At 43.6% G+C, this 15528-nt stretch carries 16 protein-coding genes; 12 read left to right on the top strand and 4 right to left on the bottom strand.

The window, feature by feature from the left end:
* Positions 1-131: 131 nt before the first annotated feature.
* Together ERX40_RS06670 and brnQ are read left to right on the top strand one after the other, a co-directional pair.
* Positions 132-956 (top strand): alpha/beta fold hydrolase, encoded by an 825-nt coding sequence (locus ERX40_RS06670; RefSeq protein WP_165980690.1) that lies wholly within the window; start codon positions 132-134, stop codon positions 954-956.
* 364 nt (positions 957-1320) lie between these two features.
* Positions 1321-2673, top strand: a complete 1353-nt coding sequence (brnQ, locus tag ERX40_RS06675; RefSeq protein ID WP_133417725.1) for a branched-chain amino acid transport system II carrier protein — start codon at positions 1321-1323, stop codon at positions 2671-2673.
* A 171-nt stretch (positions 2674-2844) separates the two neighbouring features.
* Here the strand turns inward: brnQ and ERX40_RS06680 are convergent, their stop codons facing one another.
* The gene (locus ERX40_RS06680) at positions 2845-3678 is read right to left on the bottom strand and encodes a YitT family protein (RefSeq protein WP_133417726.1); all 834 of its coding nucleotides are present in this window, start codon (positions 3676-3678) and stop codon (positions 2845-2847) included.
* A gap of 90 nt (positions 3679-3768) precedes the next feature.
* Between ERX40_RS06680 and ERX40_RS06685 the strand changes: the two genes are divergently transcribed.
* Positions 3769-4650 carry a DMT family transporter gene (locus ERX40_RS06685; protein WP_424960723.1) on the top strand — a complete coding sequence of 294 codons (882 nt, stop codon included), beginning with the start codon at positions 3769-3771 and terminating at the stop codon, positions 4648-4650.
* A gap of 24 nt (positions 4651-4674) precedes the next feature.
* Here the strand turns inward: ERX40_RS06685 and ERX40_RS06690 are convergent, their stop codons facing one another.
* Positions 4675-5760, bottom strand: coding sequence for a YkvI family membrane protein (locus ERX40_RS06690; protein ID WP_133417727.1), 1086 nt, complete (start codon positions 5758-5760; stop codon positions 4675-4677).
* A 318-nt stretch (positions 5761-6078) separates the two neighbouring features.
* Here ERX40_RS06690 and ERX40_RS06695 point away from each other — a divergent pair, with 318 nt between their 5' ends.
* On the top strand, positions 6079-6465 hold the full coding sequence (locus ERX40_RS06695) for a hypothetical protein (protein ID WP_133417728.1): 387 nt from the start codon (positions 6079-6081) through the stop codon (positions 6463-6465).
* 112 nt (positions 6466-6577) lie between these two features.
* Positions 6578-7405, top strand: a complete 828-nt coding sequence (locus ERX40_RS06700; RefSeq protein ID WP_133417729.1) for a formate/nitrite transporter family protein — start codon at positions 6578-6580, stop codon at positions 7403-7405.
* Between the two features lie 110 nt (positions 7406-7515).
* Here ERX40_RS06700 and ERX40_RS06705 read toward each other — a convergent pair whose 3' ends face one another.
* The gene (locus ERX40_RS06705) at positions 7516-8001 is read right to left on the bottom strand and encodes a CHAP domain-containing protein (RefSeq protein ID WP_133417730.1); all 486 of its coding nucleotides are present in this window, start codon (positions 7999-8001) and stop codon (positions 7516-7518) included.
* Positions 8002-8056: 55 nt separating this feature from the next.
* Here ERX40_RS06705 and ERX40_RS11265 point away from each other — a divergent pair, with 55 nt between their 5' ends.
* A complete protein-coding gene (locus ERX40_RS11265; protein WP_165980691.1) occupies positions 8057-8218 on the top strand; it encodes a hypothetical protein in 162 nt (53 codons plus the stop codon).
* Positions 8219-8243: 25 nt separating this feature from the next.
* Here ERX40_RS11265 and ERX40_RS06710 read toward each other — a convergent pair whose 3' ends face one another.
* Entirely contained in the window at positions 8244-8603 is a 360-nt protein-coding gene (locus tag ERX40_RS06710) for an ArsR/SmtB family transcription factor (RefSeq protein WP_133417731.1), read from the bottom strand.
* 163 nt (positions 8604-8766) lie between these two features.
* Here ERX40_RS06710 and ERX40_RS06715 point away from each other — a divergent pair, with 163 nt between their 5' ends.
* The 6 genes from ERX40_RS06715 to ERX40_RS06740 are packed head-to-tail and all read left to right on the top strand — an operon-like array spanning position 8767 to position 15474.
* Positions 8767-9594 (top strand): phosphate acyltransferase, encoded by an 828-nt coding sequence (locus ERX40_RS06715; RefSeq protein ID WP_133417732.1) that lies wholly within the window; start codon positions 8767-8769, stop codon positions 9592-9594.
* A gap of 14 nt (positions 9595-9608) precedes the next feature.
* Complete coding sequence (gene buk / locus ERX40_RS06720) at positions 9609-10679, top strand: butyrate kinase (protein ID WP_133417733.1); 1071 nt, start codon at positions 9609-9611, stop codon at positions 10677-10679.
* Between the two features lie 16 nt (positions 10680-10695).
* A complete protein-coding gene (lpdA, locus tag ERX40_RS06725; RefSeq protein WP_133417734.1) occupies positions 10696-12105 on the top strand; it encodes a dihydrolipoyl dehydrogenase in 1410 nt (469 codons plus the stop codon).
* 19 nt (positions 12106-12124) lie between these two features.
* Positions 12125-13120, top strand: coding sequence for a thiamine pyrophosphate-dependent dehydrogenase E1 component subunit alpha (locus ERX40_RS06730; protein WP_133417735.1), 996 nt, complete (start codon positions 12125-12127; stop codon positions 13118-13120).
* Positions 13121-13135: 15 nt separating this feature from the next.
* On the top strand, positions 13136-14119 hold the full coding sequence (locus ERX40_RS06735; RefSeq protein ID WP_133417736.1) for an alpha-ketoacid dehydrogenase subunit beta: 984 nt from the start codon (positions 13136-13138) through the stop codon (positions 14117-14119).
* Positions 14120-14145: 26 nt separating this feature from the next.
* Positions 14146-15474, top strand: a complete 1329-nt coding sequence (locus ERX40_RS06740) for a dihydrolipoamide acetyltransferase family protein (protein WP_133417737.1) — start codon at positions 14146-14148, stop codon at positions 15472-15474.
* The last annotated feature ends 54 nt before the right edge of the window (positions 15475-15528 follow it).

A 15528-nucleotide genomic window follows, 5' to 3' on the forward strand; every position in this document is an offset into this window, starting at 1 on the left:
CAACGATTAATCCCGCAGTTATCGAGGGCGGCATCCCGACGATTCTATACATTCTTGAGGGATTGGCATCAGCATCCTGTAAGTGCAGCAGAATAGGGGTATATAATAGGAGAAGATAAGGAGGAATGAAAATGTTTCACGTTAAACAGTTGACAGTCAATGACGTCAACTATGAAATAGTAGATGAAGGACAAGGCATGCCGCTATTACTACTGCACGGCTTTCCAGACTCTAAAAAACTGTGGTATCAGATGATTCCGGAACTTACAGAACAAGGTTACCGCGTCATTGCGCCTGATTTAAGAGGTTACGGCAATACCGATATGACGGTTTCCTATAAGATAGAAGATTCAGCGAGAGACATGTTCGACTTATTAGCATACCTTGACATTACAAATGCGCATGTCATCGGTCATGACTGGGGCGCATTTCTTGGCTGGTATCTGGCCGCCCAATATCCGACTTTAGTGGATAGTTATGTGGCGTTAAGCGTGGGCCATCCAAATGGTTACTTAAGAGGAGGTGGAGCTAGACAGATGATGAAGGGCAGCTATATCGGTTTATTTGTGACGCCAGGTATTTCTGAAAAACTCATTTCAGCAGGAGACTTCAGGATACTTGGAGAGATGGCTGAAAATGAAAGACTGCGGCAGAACTGGTATATGGATCTGGCGCGACCAGGCAGACTGACTTCAGGATTAAACTGGTATCGACATAATATATCAGCGATACTGGGCAGTAAGCTGGATTCGGTGATGGTTCCAGTCATGGGAATCATCGGTAAGCAGGACCCGGCACTGACAACAGCTCAGATGAAAGCATCTGAACGATACGTCTACTCATCATTCGACTATCACGAAATTGATGCGGGACACTGGATGCCGGAGACTCATCCGGAAGTCATCACGAAATTAATTCTCGACTTCCTATCGCTAGCTGATCTGAAGAAAGTATGAACCGCATTACTTTGTAATCTGGATACGAAGGAGTAGCCTTCATCAGTCATTTCATCAAATCTGTTGAGCTGTGCATATTTAAACGATCATTTATAATGATGAAATCCCTTGTATTGAATCTAGATGCGTATTACTGTCTCCAACCCTTATAAAGGACTTTACTGTACAGAAAATAAAGTTTTAGAATATTCCGTTTAAAATCGCACGTTGAAATATTTTTATGTAACACCAGTGGGCCCTTATTATAATTATATTTTCAGTTTTCTGACACTTATACTATAATGGGATGATAATTATCTGTGACTCTTTAAAGGGTGAAAATCTCGGTAATCAGATAGTTGAATACATCTCAGGAGGAATTGTTATGAAATCTAAACTTACTTTTAAAGAGAATCTATTTATCGGTTCTATGTTATTTGGTCTGTTCTTCGGGGCAGGCAATCTGATTTTCCCGATTCATCTCGGGCAGACAGCTGGCTCAAACGTTTTTACTGCAAATTTAGGCTTTCTGATCACAGCAATCGGTTTACCGTTTCTCGGCATAATAGCAATCGGTATATCGAAGACAAATGGTCTATTTGATATTGCTAACCGTGTGAACCGGTCTTATGCGTATATCTTTACGATTCTGCTCTATCTTGTAATCGGACCCTTTTTTGCGTTACCCAGACTCGCTACCACCTCATTTGAAATCGCCTTTGCATCATCTCTTCCAAAAGAATCAATCGGCTTCTATTTAGCGCTCTTCAGTGTAGTTTTCTTCTTAACCGCCTGGTTCTTCGCTCGTCGGCCCTCAAAGATTCTTGATTATATCGGTAAGTTCTTAAATCCTGTCTTTTTAGTGTTGTTAGGTCTTCTGATTCTACTTGCAATGATTCGTCCGATGGGTGATGTGAGCGGCGCTGCTGTGTCACCTCATTATCAGGATTCTGTCCTGTTAAAAGGATTTGTCGATGGTTATAACACACTTGATGCACTCGCATCACTGGCGTTTGGTATTATCATCGTCACAACCATTAAGAAACTGGGGATTACAGATCCTAAAGTGATCGCTAAAGAAACCATTAAATCCGGGCTGATCAGTGTAGTGCTGATGGGTCTGATCTACACGCTTCTTGCCTATATGGGTGCAATGAGTCTTGGGAAGTTTGAGGTCAGTGATAACGGTGGTATTGCACTCGCCCAGATTGCAAACTTCTATTTAGGAAAATACGGAATTATCTTACTGTCTCTTATCATTATCGTTGCATGTCTGAAAACAGCGATTGGCTTAATCACCGCATTCTCAGAGACGTTCGTTGAGCTGTTTCCGAGTCAGAAATACATTATGTTCGCGACAGTCGTCAGTATTGCTGCCTTTATCATTGCAAATGTCGGATTAACACAGATCATTGCTTATTCCGTTCCGGTGCTGATGTTTTTGTATCCATTAGCCATTGTACTGATTCTCTTAACGCTGTTCAGCGGTCTCTACCAAGATTCAAATATCATCTATCAGACAACGATTTACTTTACGTTAGTTGCAGCACTCGTAGATGGTATTAAAGCAAGCCCTGAGTTCTTAGTGAACACCGGCTTTGCTCAAGGACTCATAGCATTAGGTGAAAAGTATCTGCCGTTCTTCTCAATCGGCATGGGCTGGGTCGTACCGGCATGGGTCGGCTTTATCATCGGCTTTATCATTTATAAAATACGCAAACCTGTTCGCGCTGCATGACGGTTTATCTGAAACGACTTACCTTAAGGGGATAAGTCGTTTTTTATTCCAGTAACGTTCAGCCTCTCCTGGTTCATCTCAACCACGTCCGGGATGAGCCATCATAATAGGCAAATGGAGTTGAAGTCTGCGGGTCATGACTTCATTTCAACCGGATAGCTATCGTCTGTCCTACCTGGATTGAGCAAACTGTCCATGTACTTCTGTTGTTTCATAAACATTGATGAAACAGTCAGGGTCTGCTTCTTTTGCGACACGTATGGCCTCCTGTAATTCATAACGCGTCAGCACCATCATAATCATCTGCGTAGGTTGTCCAGTATAACCGCCGTAAGAATCACTGATAGTCATGCCACGCGTGATAGAAGCTATAAGAGCCTGTCTGACTGCCTCACCTTTTGAAGTCACGATATTGATAGTCAGTTTGATATGAGAAGTGAAGATGGTGTCAATCGCTTTGCCGGTAATATAAATAGATAATAACGTGGTCAAGGCATTACTCCACCCTAAGAAGAATCCGGAACATAGGACAACAATGCCATTCAGGATGGTCATGATCATACCGATTGAAATATTGCTCTGTCTTGAGATGATCATCGCAATAATATCCATGCCACCGGTAGTCCCTGAATACTTCAGGATAGTACCGACACCAATGCCACAGAGTACACCACCGAATATCACATCAACTACTGGCTCTGAAGAAATTTTAGTGATCGGGATGAGAGTCAGAAAGATTGATATAATACTGACACTCAGAATAGTCTGTAACATGACTTGTCTGGGTAAATTCATAAAACCCAGTATGAGAAGAGGCAAGTTGATGAGCAGGTTGACCAGTCCGGTATCCCATGACGTCAATAGATGAATGAGAAGCGCTGCACCGCTGAGCCCTCCACTGAGAACGTTATGAGGGAGTAAAAAGAGATTAAAGCTGACCGCAATGATTAAAGAACCGATGACTGTAACGAGTAACTTGAATATAAAATGATCTTGTAAGCGCATTGTACAGCTCCTTAGTAAACAATAATGATAATATTATATCAGAGTCACTGTGCGAAGGGGGATAACGATGAAAAACAATGAGGTGATTTATTGAAGGTGAATCGTTATGTTTTATTGATTTTAGGGGTATTCTTTTTATCTTCCTCTGCTATTTTCGTTAAATTAGCCGCAGCGCCGCCTGGTATTACGGCTTTCTACCGTATGTTGTTCTCATGCTTGCTGTTATTGCCATTTGCTGTAATGAACAAAGGTATCAGGGAAGAAATCAGGGGGATTGACCTGAGGAGAGGGCTGCTTATATTTACAGGCGGAATTCTGCTTGCTGTGCATTATATCCTGTGGTTCCAGTCCCTTGACTATACATCAGTCGCAAGTTCCACAGTCATCGTGACGCTGCAGCCATTGTTTGCCGTGATAGGTGGTTACTTCCTCTATCATGAACGGCTGAATCCGAAAGCGGTTCTTGGCATTGTTATTGCAATCATCGGCTGCTTTGTAATCGGTTATCGTGATATGCGGCTCAGTACCCTGGCACTGATAGGTGATAGTCTGGCGTTGATTGCAGCGGCAGTCATTACTGCCTACTTCTTTATCGGACAGGGGATACGTAAGGAATCTGGCCTCATCGTATATTCTGTTCTAGGTTACGGCAGCAGTGCGTGTTTTCTTTTCTTATACTGTCTTATTCAGGGGAATGACTTTATTCATTATAGTTCTGAGACATTTCTGTACCTGATTGCGCTCGCATTGTTTGCGACGATACTGGGTCAGACTATATTTAACTTTCTGCTCAGATGGCTGAACACAACTGTAATTTCGATGGCCATTCTGGGAGAGGTCATCGGCACCTGTCTGCTGGGGTATATCTTTTTGCATGAGAGGATTTCAGTCACACAGTTTATCGGCATTGCAATTATTCTGTTAGGGCAGGCGGTTTTTATTTTATACAGCAGAGAAACGAAGAACCCGTAAAGTCTATGACTTTACGGGTCGTTATTAACGATTGGTTATCGCATGTTTTTCTTTATATTTTAGCCAGAAGGGTGCTAAGCATATGATGATAACTAGCAGGTAATTCAGGTTACCGAGTATCGGATAGACTTTGCCGACCAGCTGGGTGAAGCCGACAAAGCTTAATGCGAAACCTGCGATAGTGGCAAGTGTATAAAAGATTTTAAATTCCTTTGTATTTACAGGCTTAAAGCGCGCTGCAAATGAATAGAACATCCCGATGGCTGTATTGAAGATCATACCGAATACAATGACGGACATCGCGATACCCAAGATCGGCGAGATTTCATTGACGATGCCAAGCATCGGGAGCGGTAAATCTTTTACGACGTCAATCTGAGAGAAAATAGCTAAGTGACTCAGTATAATCATCACACCTAATACTAATCCGCCGACAAGACCACCGGTAGCCGCAATCTTACGGTTCTCTTCAGCACCGCCCATCACGATAGCCATCGCTGCGCCTAAACCGATATTCATCGAAACATAGTTAAGAGCTGAGACAATGAAACTTGAGAACGGTGATTTCACGTCTGTTGCAATATGGTTAAGCTTTTCAAAAGGGACATCTAATGTCATCAGACAGTAAACTGAGATGATGAGTAAGAAGATGATAAGGAACGGTGTGATATTGGCAATCAACTGAATGACTTTATCTACATTCATCATACCGCAGATAATGACAATGATAGCCATCAATAATGTACCTACGTATGAAGGCAGTCCAAACTGCTGTTCTAAGTTAGAACCGGCACCTGCAAGCATCACAACGCCGAAACTGAAGAGCGTGATAATCAGGACGATATCAATAATCCATGCCAGTATTCGGCCGATGACCGGATAATCTGTAATCTCTTTAATGACGTTCTGATGGTCAACTGCTTTGTACTTACTACCTAGCCATACTAAGTTCATACCAATATAACTGAATAATAGGGTCGAAATGATGGCTGCAGCAATTCCCAGCATCCCGTAACTGGTAAAGTACTGGAGGATCTCCTGACCCGAAGCAAATCCTGCTCCTACAATAATTCCAATAAAGGCACTACTCATGATCAATACTTTTTTCATACAATCTCCTTTTCATTATCAGAACTTCAATCATATGATTAGATATGTCAGAAAATTCTGTTCATGCTTTTATTTTAACTTAAATAGGATAATTTTTTAAGGGGTTATGGAAATTAAATGAATGATATTGCAAATGTAATTCTTTAAGTGCATAAATAGGAAGCATTAAGACAGCAGATGCGGTGCCAGTTAGTAAACCGGGTTTTTCTCAGTGTGACGATTTCGTTATATTACTGAATATCATGAAGGAGATACGATTATTCTTATAAGTAATGAGAGCAGGGCAAAATAAAAAATTGATAGAATAAGGAGGATGTAATGAAACGTTTCGTCTATGCTGTATTATCAAGTCTATTGCTTTACAGTATTCTCTGGGTGCTCGATCAGTTCTTTCAGACAACAACAGCCTTACTACTGCTTAACGTTGATTTTATATACAGCAACCTGCCTTTTGTGCTGGAACTCTCACTGCACGTACTGGTAGGCATAGTTGTTTATTATGTGTTGAGTTCTTTTTATCGCTATATCACTCTCTATCAAATTTCATTCATTATATGTCTGGTGGTCTTTGCCGGGCTTTATTTTCAGTTGACACATCTCGCGGTCACAGATGTATTAACGCTTTCAATCAATGGGTATATCATTTGGCTGATAGGACACTTTTTCTACTTGATGGTCGTTCATCTATTGATCAGAAGCGGATAGCTGAAGAAGATTCAGATTATATTTATAATTTCTCTTCTTGCTTAAAAGGGAAAGTGGTAAGATAGAGGTGTCTTTATAATGTTAATTTTTTCACAAAAATGGAGGTCATTACATGAAAATTGAAAAACCGGTCAAAACAACAGAGGAAACATTTAGTAACGCCGAGAATATCGCTGATATTCTCAACCAAGTCGCAACAAAAGAAGCTTCAGCAGATCATGAACCAGGTCGATTTATGCTGAAGTCCATTATATCTGGCTTTCTGCTCGCTATCATGGCCGTATTCATGCTGGCAGTTAAAACGCAGTTTGAAGGTGCGAGTCATGGTCTTATTAATATTTTAGGTGCACTTGCTTTTAGTATCGCTCTCATTATGATTGTACTGACTAAAGCGGAGTTACTGACGAGTAACTTTATGTTCTTTACAGTAGGCTTATATTACAGAACGGTCTCCATGAGTAAAGTCGCTAAGATTTTTGCTCTTTGTTTCTTAGGAAATATCATCGGTAGTTTTATTTTATTCGGACTGATGACAGGGACTAAAGTTATGACGCCTGAGATGGTCGCAGCTTTAACAAAAACGGTATCAGCCAAAACCGTTGAGGCTACTTGGTTAGCTATTATGATCAAAGGTATTTTCGCCAACTTCTTCATCAATATCGGTATTTTCATTGCGCTTCAATGTAAGGAAGCATTAGCAAAAGCATTCTTCATCGGTATCGGTGTTGTCATCTTCGTCTTCATGGCTTATGAGCACGTTGTGTACAATGCTGGCTTATTTGCAGCGATGATGTTCTATAATCCTGATGCGATTTCGTGGATGGATATTCTGAAAAATATCGTCTGGGCTTTTATCGGTAATTATATCGGAGGCGGCATCTTCGTCGGTTTGGTCTATGCTTACCTGAATGGTAGAAGAGATGACATTGTAAAGGGTTAATAAAGATGAACGGGGACCTCAATCCTAAGGTCCCCGTTTTTTATTCGGCTTTTTTATTTAAATCAAGAATATCCTCTTGCAGTGAGAAGTTGAACTCCGTGACATCAGTCTCAATCTGAAGTTCCTCTGTCAGCCTCTTTTGGGTTTTTCTTAGGATGGATGAACTGATAACGTTTAATATCCTTCGTTGTTAACTGCCGTGATGTTATTTGATAAGGCTGGGTATAGTTCATCTCTGTTATCTTTATATTACCATTGCGGTAAACTTTTTCAACGTAAGCCACATGGCCTTGTTTTCCTCGAGGCGACTGAAGCAGAGAACCTGCTGCTGGTTTCTGATTGATCTGATAACCTTCTTCCTTGGCGCGGTCTGCCCAGTGCTTGGCATCATGCCATGAACGGCCGATCATATTGCCGTCCGCCTTTACTTTATTGAAGGCGTAATAAGTACATTGTCCTTTGTCATAAGGGTTATATGCCATCGGGTCGGGCGTCATCTTAATGATAATAGTGTTCTTAAGGTGGACACCTTCATCGGCGTATTGATATAGACCTATACTGACAGCAAGAAACAGGACAGTCAGAATTTTTTTCATCGAGCACTCCTTTAGTAAAAATAATCATTAAGGTAATTTTATTTTTAATAGTCGCATGCTATTCAGCGTGACGATTAATGTCGCACCGATATCTGAGAAGATGGCAATCCATAATGTCAGCCAGCCTGGAATCACGAGAAGCAATGCGACCAGCTTGATTATGAGTGAGAACGTAATATTCTGCTTGATGATGGCGGGCGCAGTTCACACAGGATAGATTCTGAACTCTGTATGTTTGACGTTCACTCATCTTTTTTCGCTATATGTGCCAGTGACATTTCCATTATTGTTCTGACATGATGATCCTGTAATGAATAATACACCTGCTTGCCTACTTTACGGGAACTCACTACATCTTCCTTGTATAGTTTGCGCAGATGACTGGACGCATTAGCCATACTGATATCCAGAAGGGCAGCGATGTCGCAGACGCATAAGGCTTCTTCCAGGCAGAGCGCATTAACAATCTGACTGCGGTTATGGTCAGCGATTGCTTTAAGAAAGCTCGTTGCTTCAGCAATCGGTAACTGATCCAGCTGCTGTCTGATATCTGCTACTTTCTCCTCATTGATAGAACTGACTGCATACATAGAATAGCTCATTAAATTCCCTCTCATTCAATTATATAATTGAATATAGTATAAAATGATTTTCTTATCACGACAATGAATATGCTGAACATTATTGATAGATAATGATAGTATCAAAGTGAAGGAACAGATATAATATAAATGAAAGCGCATACATAAGAAGAGGGGTAACTAAATGATTACTATTGCTATTCCGGGAGGCTCCCGGCCTGAAATCGTCGAAGTTATTATAGAAGCATATAAGAAATATCAGGATGACGTGCAATTTCTTATATTTGATACCACTGAAGACCTTGCACCAGAGCATTGCTCCTATCAGTACTGTGAAGATGAGGATGCGAGTGTCGCAGCAGCTGTCCAGGCAGTCGTACAAGGTGAAGCACAGATATTGATGAAAGGCAATGTTCAGACGCGTACAGTGCTGAAGGAAGTCCTGAAAAGTGAGAATCAGCTGCGTGATAAGAAGCTGCTATCGCATGTGACTTTAGTGAATCTGCCTCAGATCGGTCGTCAGATTATGCTGACGGATGCGGCGATGAATATAGAGCCGACAGCAGAACAGCTTGTACAGATTGTTGAGAATGCAGTCGAAGTCTGTCACAGTATAGGTATTGAGAAACCGAAAGTAGCGCTGCTCAGTTCCGCAGAAAAGTATAATCCGAAGATGTCTTCATCTGTACTTGCTGCTGAAGTGATGGCACTGACAGAGGGGCGCGATGATGCTATGATTTATGGTCCGCTCTCCCTCGATCTTGCTATCTCTGAGGAGGCAGTGAGACATAAGGGGTTCACCGGACCGATTGCAGGAGATGCTGATGTTATCGTTGTCCCTACGATTGATGTCGGTAATGCTTTATATAAATCATTTGTGATTGTCGGTAATGCGGTCAACGGCGGCACTATTGTAGGCGCTAAAGTACCGATTGTTCTTACATCGAGAAGTGATACATCGGAAAGTAAGCTGTTCGCCCTTGATTTCGCCATGCAGCAGGTTCAGTCATAGAAAGGAGCAATGAAATGACCCGAAATTTAGTATTAGTCATTAATCCAGGCTCGACTTCTGGAAAAGTCGCACTTTTCAGTGAGGGTAAACTGATCAGTGAGAAAGTCATCCGCTATACCGTGGAAGAACTGGCGGCGTTTAAGACCATTAATGAACAGCAGCCGTTCAGAAAAGTAAAAATTGTGGAATATCTGAAAGAAAATAATGTCAGGCAGGGTGATCTGATAGCAGTGGTCGGTAGAGGAGGATTATCAAAACCGATTGTCGGCGGCACCTATCTCGTCACCGGTGAAATGCTGCACGACCTTGCGTCAGGCGAATATGGCATGCACGCATCCAATCTAGGCGCAGGACTCGCTAAAGAATTTGCGGACGAATACGGGGTGAATGCTTATACCGTTGACCCGGTGGTTGTTGATGAAATGCAGGATGTGGCGCGTCTCAGTGGTCTCGCAGGCATCGAAAGACGAAGTGTCTTCCATACATTGAACTCAAAAGCGGCTGCAAGAGCTGTACTGGCAGAACATCATCAAGTTTATGAGGAATCAAATGTCATCGTTGCGCATATGGGCGGTGGCGTCAGCGTCAGCGCCCATCATCACGGCAGTGTCATCGATGTCGTCAACGGCATAGACGGCGAAGGGGCTTACTCGCCCGAACGGACAGGTGGCCTCCCGCTTGTGATGTTTGCGAAGAAGATCATCGATGAGCGGCTGGATATGGAGCAGGTGAAGAAGATTCTGGCTGGTGACGGCGGCATCAAGTCCTATACAGATGAAATTGATTTACGTATTGTTGAGAAAGAAGCGCTCAGTGGTAACGCTGCTTACCGGAACTATCTGGATGGTATGTGCTACCAGGTGGCGAAGTGTATCGGTGAGATGGCAGTCGTGCTGAAAGGGCAAGTCGACTATATTATCCTGACAGGCGGCATCAGTTATTCTGATTATGTCGTCAGTTATATCAAGGATTACGTCAGCTGGATTTCTGAGGTTGAAATTGTCCCGGGTGAAAAAGAAATGGAAGCACTGTACCAAGGGGTCATGCGCGTTCTGAATCATGAGGAAGACGTTAAAATTTATTGAGGAAGGTTGTTAGGACATGGCGATTGAAACAGATTTACTCATCTTAGGTGGAGGGACAGGTGGTTATGTAGCGGCCATCTATGCAGCAAAGAAAGGTCAGGACGTCATCATTATTGAAAAAGGAAAAATGGGTGGTACTTGTCTGCACCGCGGCTGCATCCCGACAAAAGCACTGCTTCGTAGCGCGGAAGTTTACGAAACCGTTAAGAATGCCGATGAATTCGGTATCTCAAGTGCGGATGCGGGATTTGATTTCCTGAAAGTACAGGCGCGCAAAGAGAAAGTCGTTGAACAGCTGCATCAGGGTGTTGAGGCACTCTGTAAAAAAAATAAAATCAAGATTTATAATGGTGAAGGTGCCATTCTCGGTCCTTCAATCTTTTCACCTGTTTCAGGTGCCGTCGCAGTCACATTTCCGGATAGTGACGAGGAGGAGATGATCATCGTACCGAAGAAACTGATTATCGCGACCGGTTCGTCTCCGCGCAGTCTGCCGAATGTGACGATTGATGAAGAATTGATTCTCTCATCGAACGGTATGCTTGAGCTGGAGACACTTCCTGACAAGGTGGCGATTATCGGTGGCGGTGTCATCGGAGTAGAATGGGCATCCCTGTTGAACAGCTTCGGCGTTGAGGTCACAATCATTGAATATGCGGATCGCCTTGTCATCAATGAAAGTGAATCCGTGTCGAGAGAACTGAAGAAGCAGTTCAAAAAACGGGGCATCAACATCATGACTAAAGCGGCGGTCGAATCTGCTGAAGTGAGTGATGGTAAAGTAACCGTCAGTGTGAAAGGTCAGGAACATATGACGTTTGATAAAATCATGGTCGCAGTCGGTCGTACACCGAATGTCAATGGTATCGGTCTGCAGAATACTTCTGTTCAATATGATGATACAGGGATTCATGTCAATGAGAATTACCAGACAACAGAAGGTCATATCTACGCAATCGGCGACTGTATCAATACGCTGCAGCTGGCGCACGTTGCTTCTAAAGAGGGAGAGCTTGCTGTCGACCATATATGCGGAGAAACGGTGGAACCCCTGAATTATAACGATGTGCCGAAATGTACATACACACATCCAGAAATTGCAAGTGTAGGTTATAACGCCTCAAATTTCCCGGAAAATATGACAGTTAAAGTCGGCAAGTTCTATTTCAAAGGAAATGGAAAATCTCTGATTCATGGCGATGCAGACGGATTTGTGGAAGTTCTGCGCGATGAAGAAACAGATGACCTGATCGGGGTCACCATCATCGGACCGAATGCCACGGATCTGATCGGTGAGGCCAGCACAGCTATCTATCTCAACGCTTCAGCTCTGGAGCTCGGGGAAGCGATTCATGCTCATCCGACTATCTCAGAATCAGTGATGGAAGCAGCACTTGATGCATATGGTCTTGCGATTCATAAATAAGAAAGAGAGTGAATAGATTATGAAAAAACTCAAAGAAACAGGACTTAATAAGGAAGAACTCATTGCAGCGTTCAAGCATGTCCTGAGAGGACGTCGTCTTGATGAACGTCTATGGCAGCTGACCCGTATCGGCAAAACATCGTTTAATATTTCAGGGCAAGGAGCAGAAGTCGGGCAAGTGGCGATGGCGATGGCTTTTGAACCTGAGAAAGATTACTTTCTTCCTTACTACCGTGATATGACAGCGTGTCTTACATGGGGTATGACAACAAAAGACATCATTCTCGGCTCATTCGGTAAAGAAGCTGACCCTTCCTCACATGGTCGTCAGATGCCGAACCATTATGGCTCTAAAGAACATAATATCGTCTCCCATTCATCTCCTGTATCCACCCAGATGAACGTAGCGACAGGTGTCGGCTACGCCGCACTTCTGGAGGAATCTGATTCAGTGACTCTGACGACGACAGGGGAAGGGTCTTTCAACCAGGGTGAAGTCGCTGAAGCGATGAACTTCGCTGCCATCAAGAAGCTTCCGATCATCTTCGTCGTGGAGAACAATCTATGGGCGATTTCCGTTGGCGTCAAAGAACAGTACGCAAACGAGGAGATGGCTGATCGTGCCGGGGCATACGGCTTCAAAGGGATTCGCGTAGATGGTAACGACTTTGTCGAGTGCTATCTGACATTCAAGCATTTTGTTGAAGAGGCACGTGCAGGTAAAGGGCCGGCTCTTGTCGAACTCATGGTGTCTCGAATGACTTCGCATTCTTCTGACGATGACCAGTCCTTATATCGTTCAAAAGAGGAACTGGAAGAGATGAAGACGAAAGACCCGCTTGCAGCCTTCCAGAAACAAATGATTGACGAAGGTTATCTGACGCAGGAAGAGATTGATGCAATTGAAAAAGAGCTGAAAGCTGAGATCAATCAGGCGACAGACGAAGCGGAAGCGATGCCTGATCCGGATCCGGCTGAAATATTGGTCGGCGTATGGGCCGAAGACGATAAATAGAAGGGAAGAAGAACGATGATCATGACATATTTAGAAGCGATTAACCGCGGTATCGCAGAAGAAATGGAACGAGACGAGAAAGTCGTTATTTTCGGAGAAGATGTCGGGGGAGATAAAGGAGGCGTATTCGGCGTCACTAAAGGACTTGCATCCCAGTTTGGTGATAAGCGTGTCTTCAATACACCGCTGACAGAAGGATTGATCGGTGGCCTGGCGGTCGGTCTTGGTGTGAGAGGATATCGTGCAATCGGTGAGTTCCAGTTCGCTGACTATATCCTGCCGGCAGTAAATGAAATCATGTCTGAAGCAGCACGTATGCGTTACCGGACTAAAGGAGACTGGACGACACCGATTGTCTATCGAACGCCATACGGGGGTGGCGTGCGCGGCGGATTCTATCATTCACAGACAACAGATAAGATCTTTGTGGGGCAGCCGGGACTTCGGGTTGTGACGCCATCATCAGTATATGATGCAAAAGGACTGATTAAAGCAGCTATCCGCAGTAATGATCCTGTCCTCTTCTATGAACATAAGCGTCTGTATCGTCTATTAAAAGAGGATGTTCCTGAGACTGATTATGTGGTTCCGCTTGATCAAGCGAATGTCGTCAGAGAAGGAGAAGACGTCACGGTCATTGCTTACGGTATGGCACTGCAATTCTCTCTTAAAGCGGCTGAAGCACTGGCGAAGGAAGGCATCGATGCTGAAGTGGTTGATGTACGTTCACTGTACCCGCTCGATAAAGAGACGCTTGTCGCTGCAGCGAAGAAGACAGGTAAAGTCCTCCTTGTCACTGAAGACAACAAGGAGCAGAGTGTGATGAGTGAAATTGCGGCCATTATCGCAGAGGAAGCATTATTCGATCTGGACGCCCCTATTCAGCGTCTTGCAGGACCAGATTCACCGAGCATGCCTTATGCACTGTCTCTTGAGCGTGAATTTCTGATCAACGAAGAAAAAGTCAAGAAGGCAATGAGAGACCTCGCTGAATTCTAGTAATCCACTTATAAAGGAGAAGAATCATGGTTATTAAAACGATCACATTACCCGGGTTAGGTGAAAGTGTCACAGAAGCATCGATTTCGAACTGGCTGGTTAAACCGGGGGATAGTGTTGAGCGATATCAGCCGATCGCAGAAGCGACTTCTGACAAAGTAACAACGGAGATTCCTTCTGATTTCGAAGGAACAGTCAAAGAACTGCTCGTTGAACTGGATACTGATATTCCAATCCATGCGCCAATCATGACGATTGAAGTGGCCGGTACTGATGGTGAGAAAGCAGTAGTCGCCCTTGAAGAAGAACCTGACATACAGGAAGAGACTGTAGAAGCACCTGTAGCATGCATGTCAGGGGCCATTGCATCAAATATGGAAGCAAATAAGGACGTTGAGACATCTGATAAGGTTGAGAAGATAAGTGGTGAAGGTATGCGCTATTCGCCAGCCGTCCTGAAGATCTCACAGGAAAAAGGCATCGATCTGTCTCGGGTTAAAGGAACAGGCCGTAATGGTCGAATCACCCGGAAAGATGTACTGAACTATACACCTGCTGAACAACCTGAAGCAGTGCAACCCGCGCAGACCGGGCAGCCAACTCAGCAGATTACGGATGAAAAACCATCTGTTCAACTGAACGAGCAGCACGAAGGACAGAATACAGTTGTTCAGCCGGACGGTGTCAGAAAAGCGATTGCAAAACGGATGGTTCAGAGTGTCAACGAGATTCCCCATGCATGGCTGATGGTGGAAGCAGATGTGACAGAACTTGTGAAGCTGCGTAATGCATATAAAGAGAACTTTAAGAAACAAGAAGGCATCTCACTGTCATTCTATCCGTTCTTCATTAAAGCGGTTGTCCAGGCACTGAAGAAACATCCGAAGATGAATGCATCATGGGTCAACAATGAAATCACATACTTCAAAGACATCAATATCTCAGTTGCAGTAGCGACCGATGAGCATCTATTTGTACCGGTCATCAAACATGCTGACGAATATTCTGTGATGGGCATCGCAAAAGAAGTGAACCGCTTAGCACAGGCTGCTCGTAATAATACGCTGAAACCAGAACAGATGCAGGGTGGTACTATCACCGTCAATAATACCGGCTCATTCGGCTCCGTCATGTCTCAAGGTATCATCAACTACCCACAGGCAGCCATTCTTCAGATTGAAAGTATCAACAAACGTGTGGTACCGACAGATGACGGCGGTTTCAAATTTGCGGATATGATCAATCTCTGTCTGTCGATTGACCACCGCATTCTTGACGGCCTTGCTGCGGGTCGTTTCCTTGCTGAGGTAAAAGAAAATCTTAAACAGTTTAAAAACGAATCAGATATTTACTAACGGATGATTAATTCATAATGAAGCACGCCAAATCTTGGAGATTTGGCGTGTTTT

Origin of the sequence: Macrococcus carouselicus (assembly GCF_004359515.1) — a bacterium.
Taxonomy (GTDB): Bacteria; Bacillota; Bacilli; order Staphylococcales; family Staphylococcaceae; genus Macrococcus; species Macrococcus carouselicus.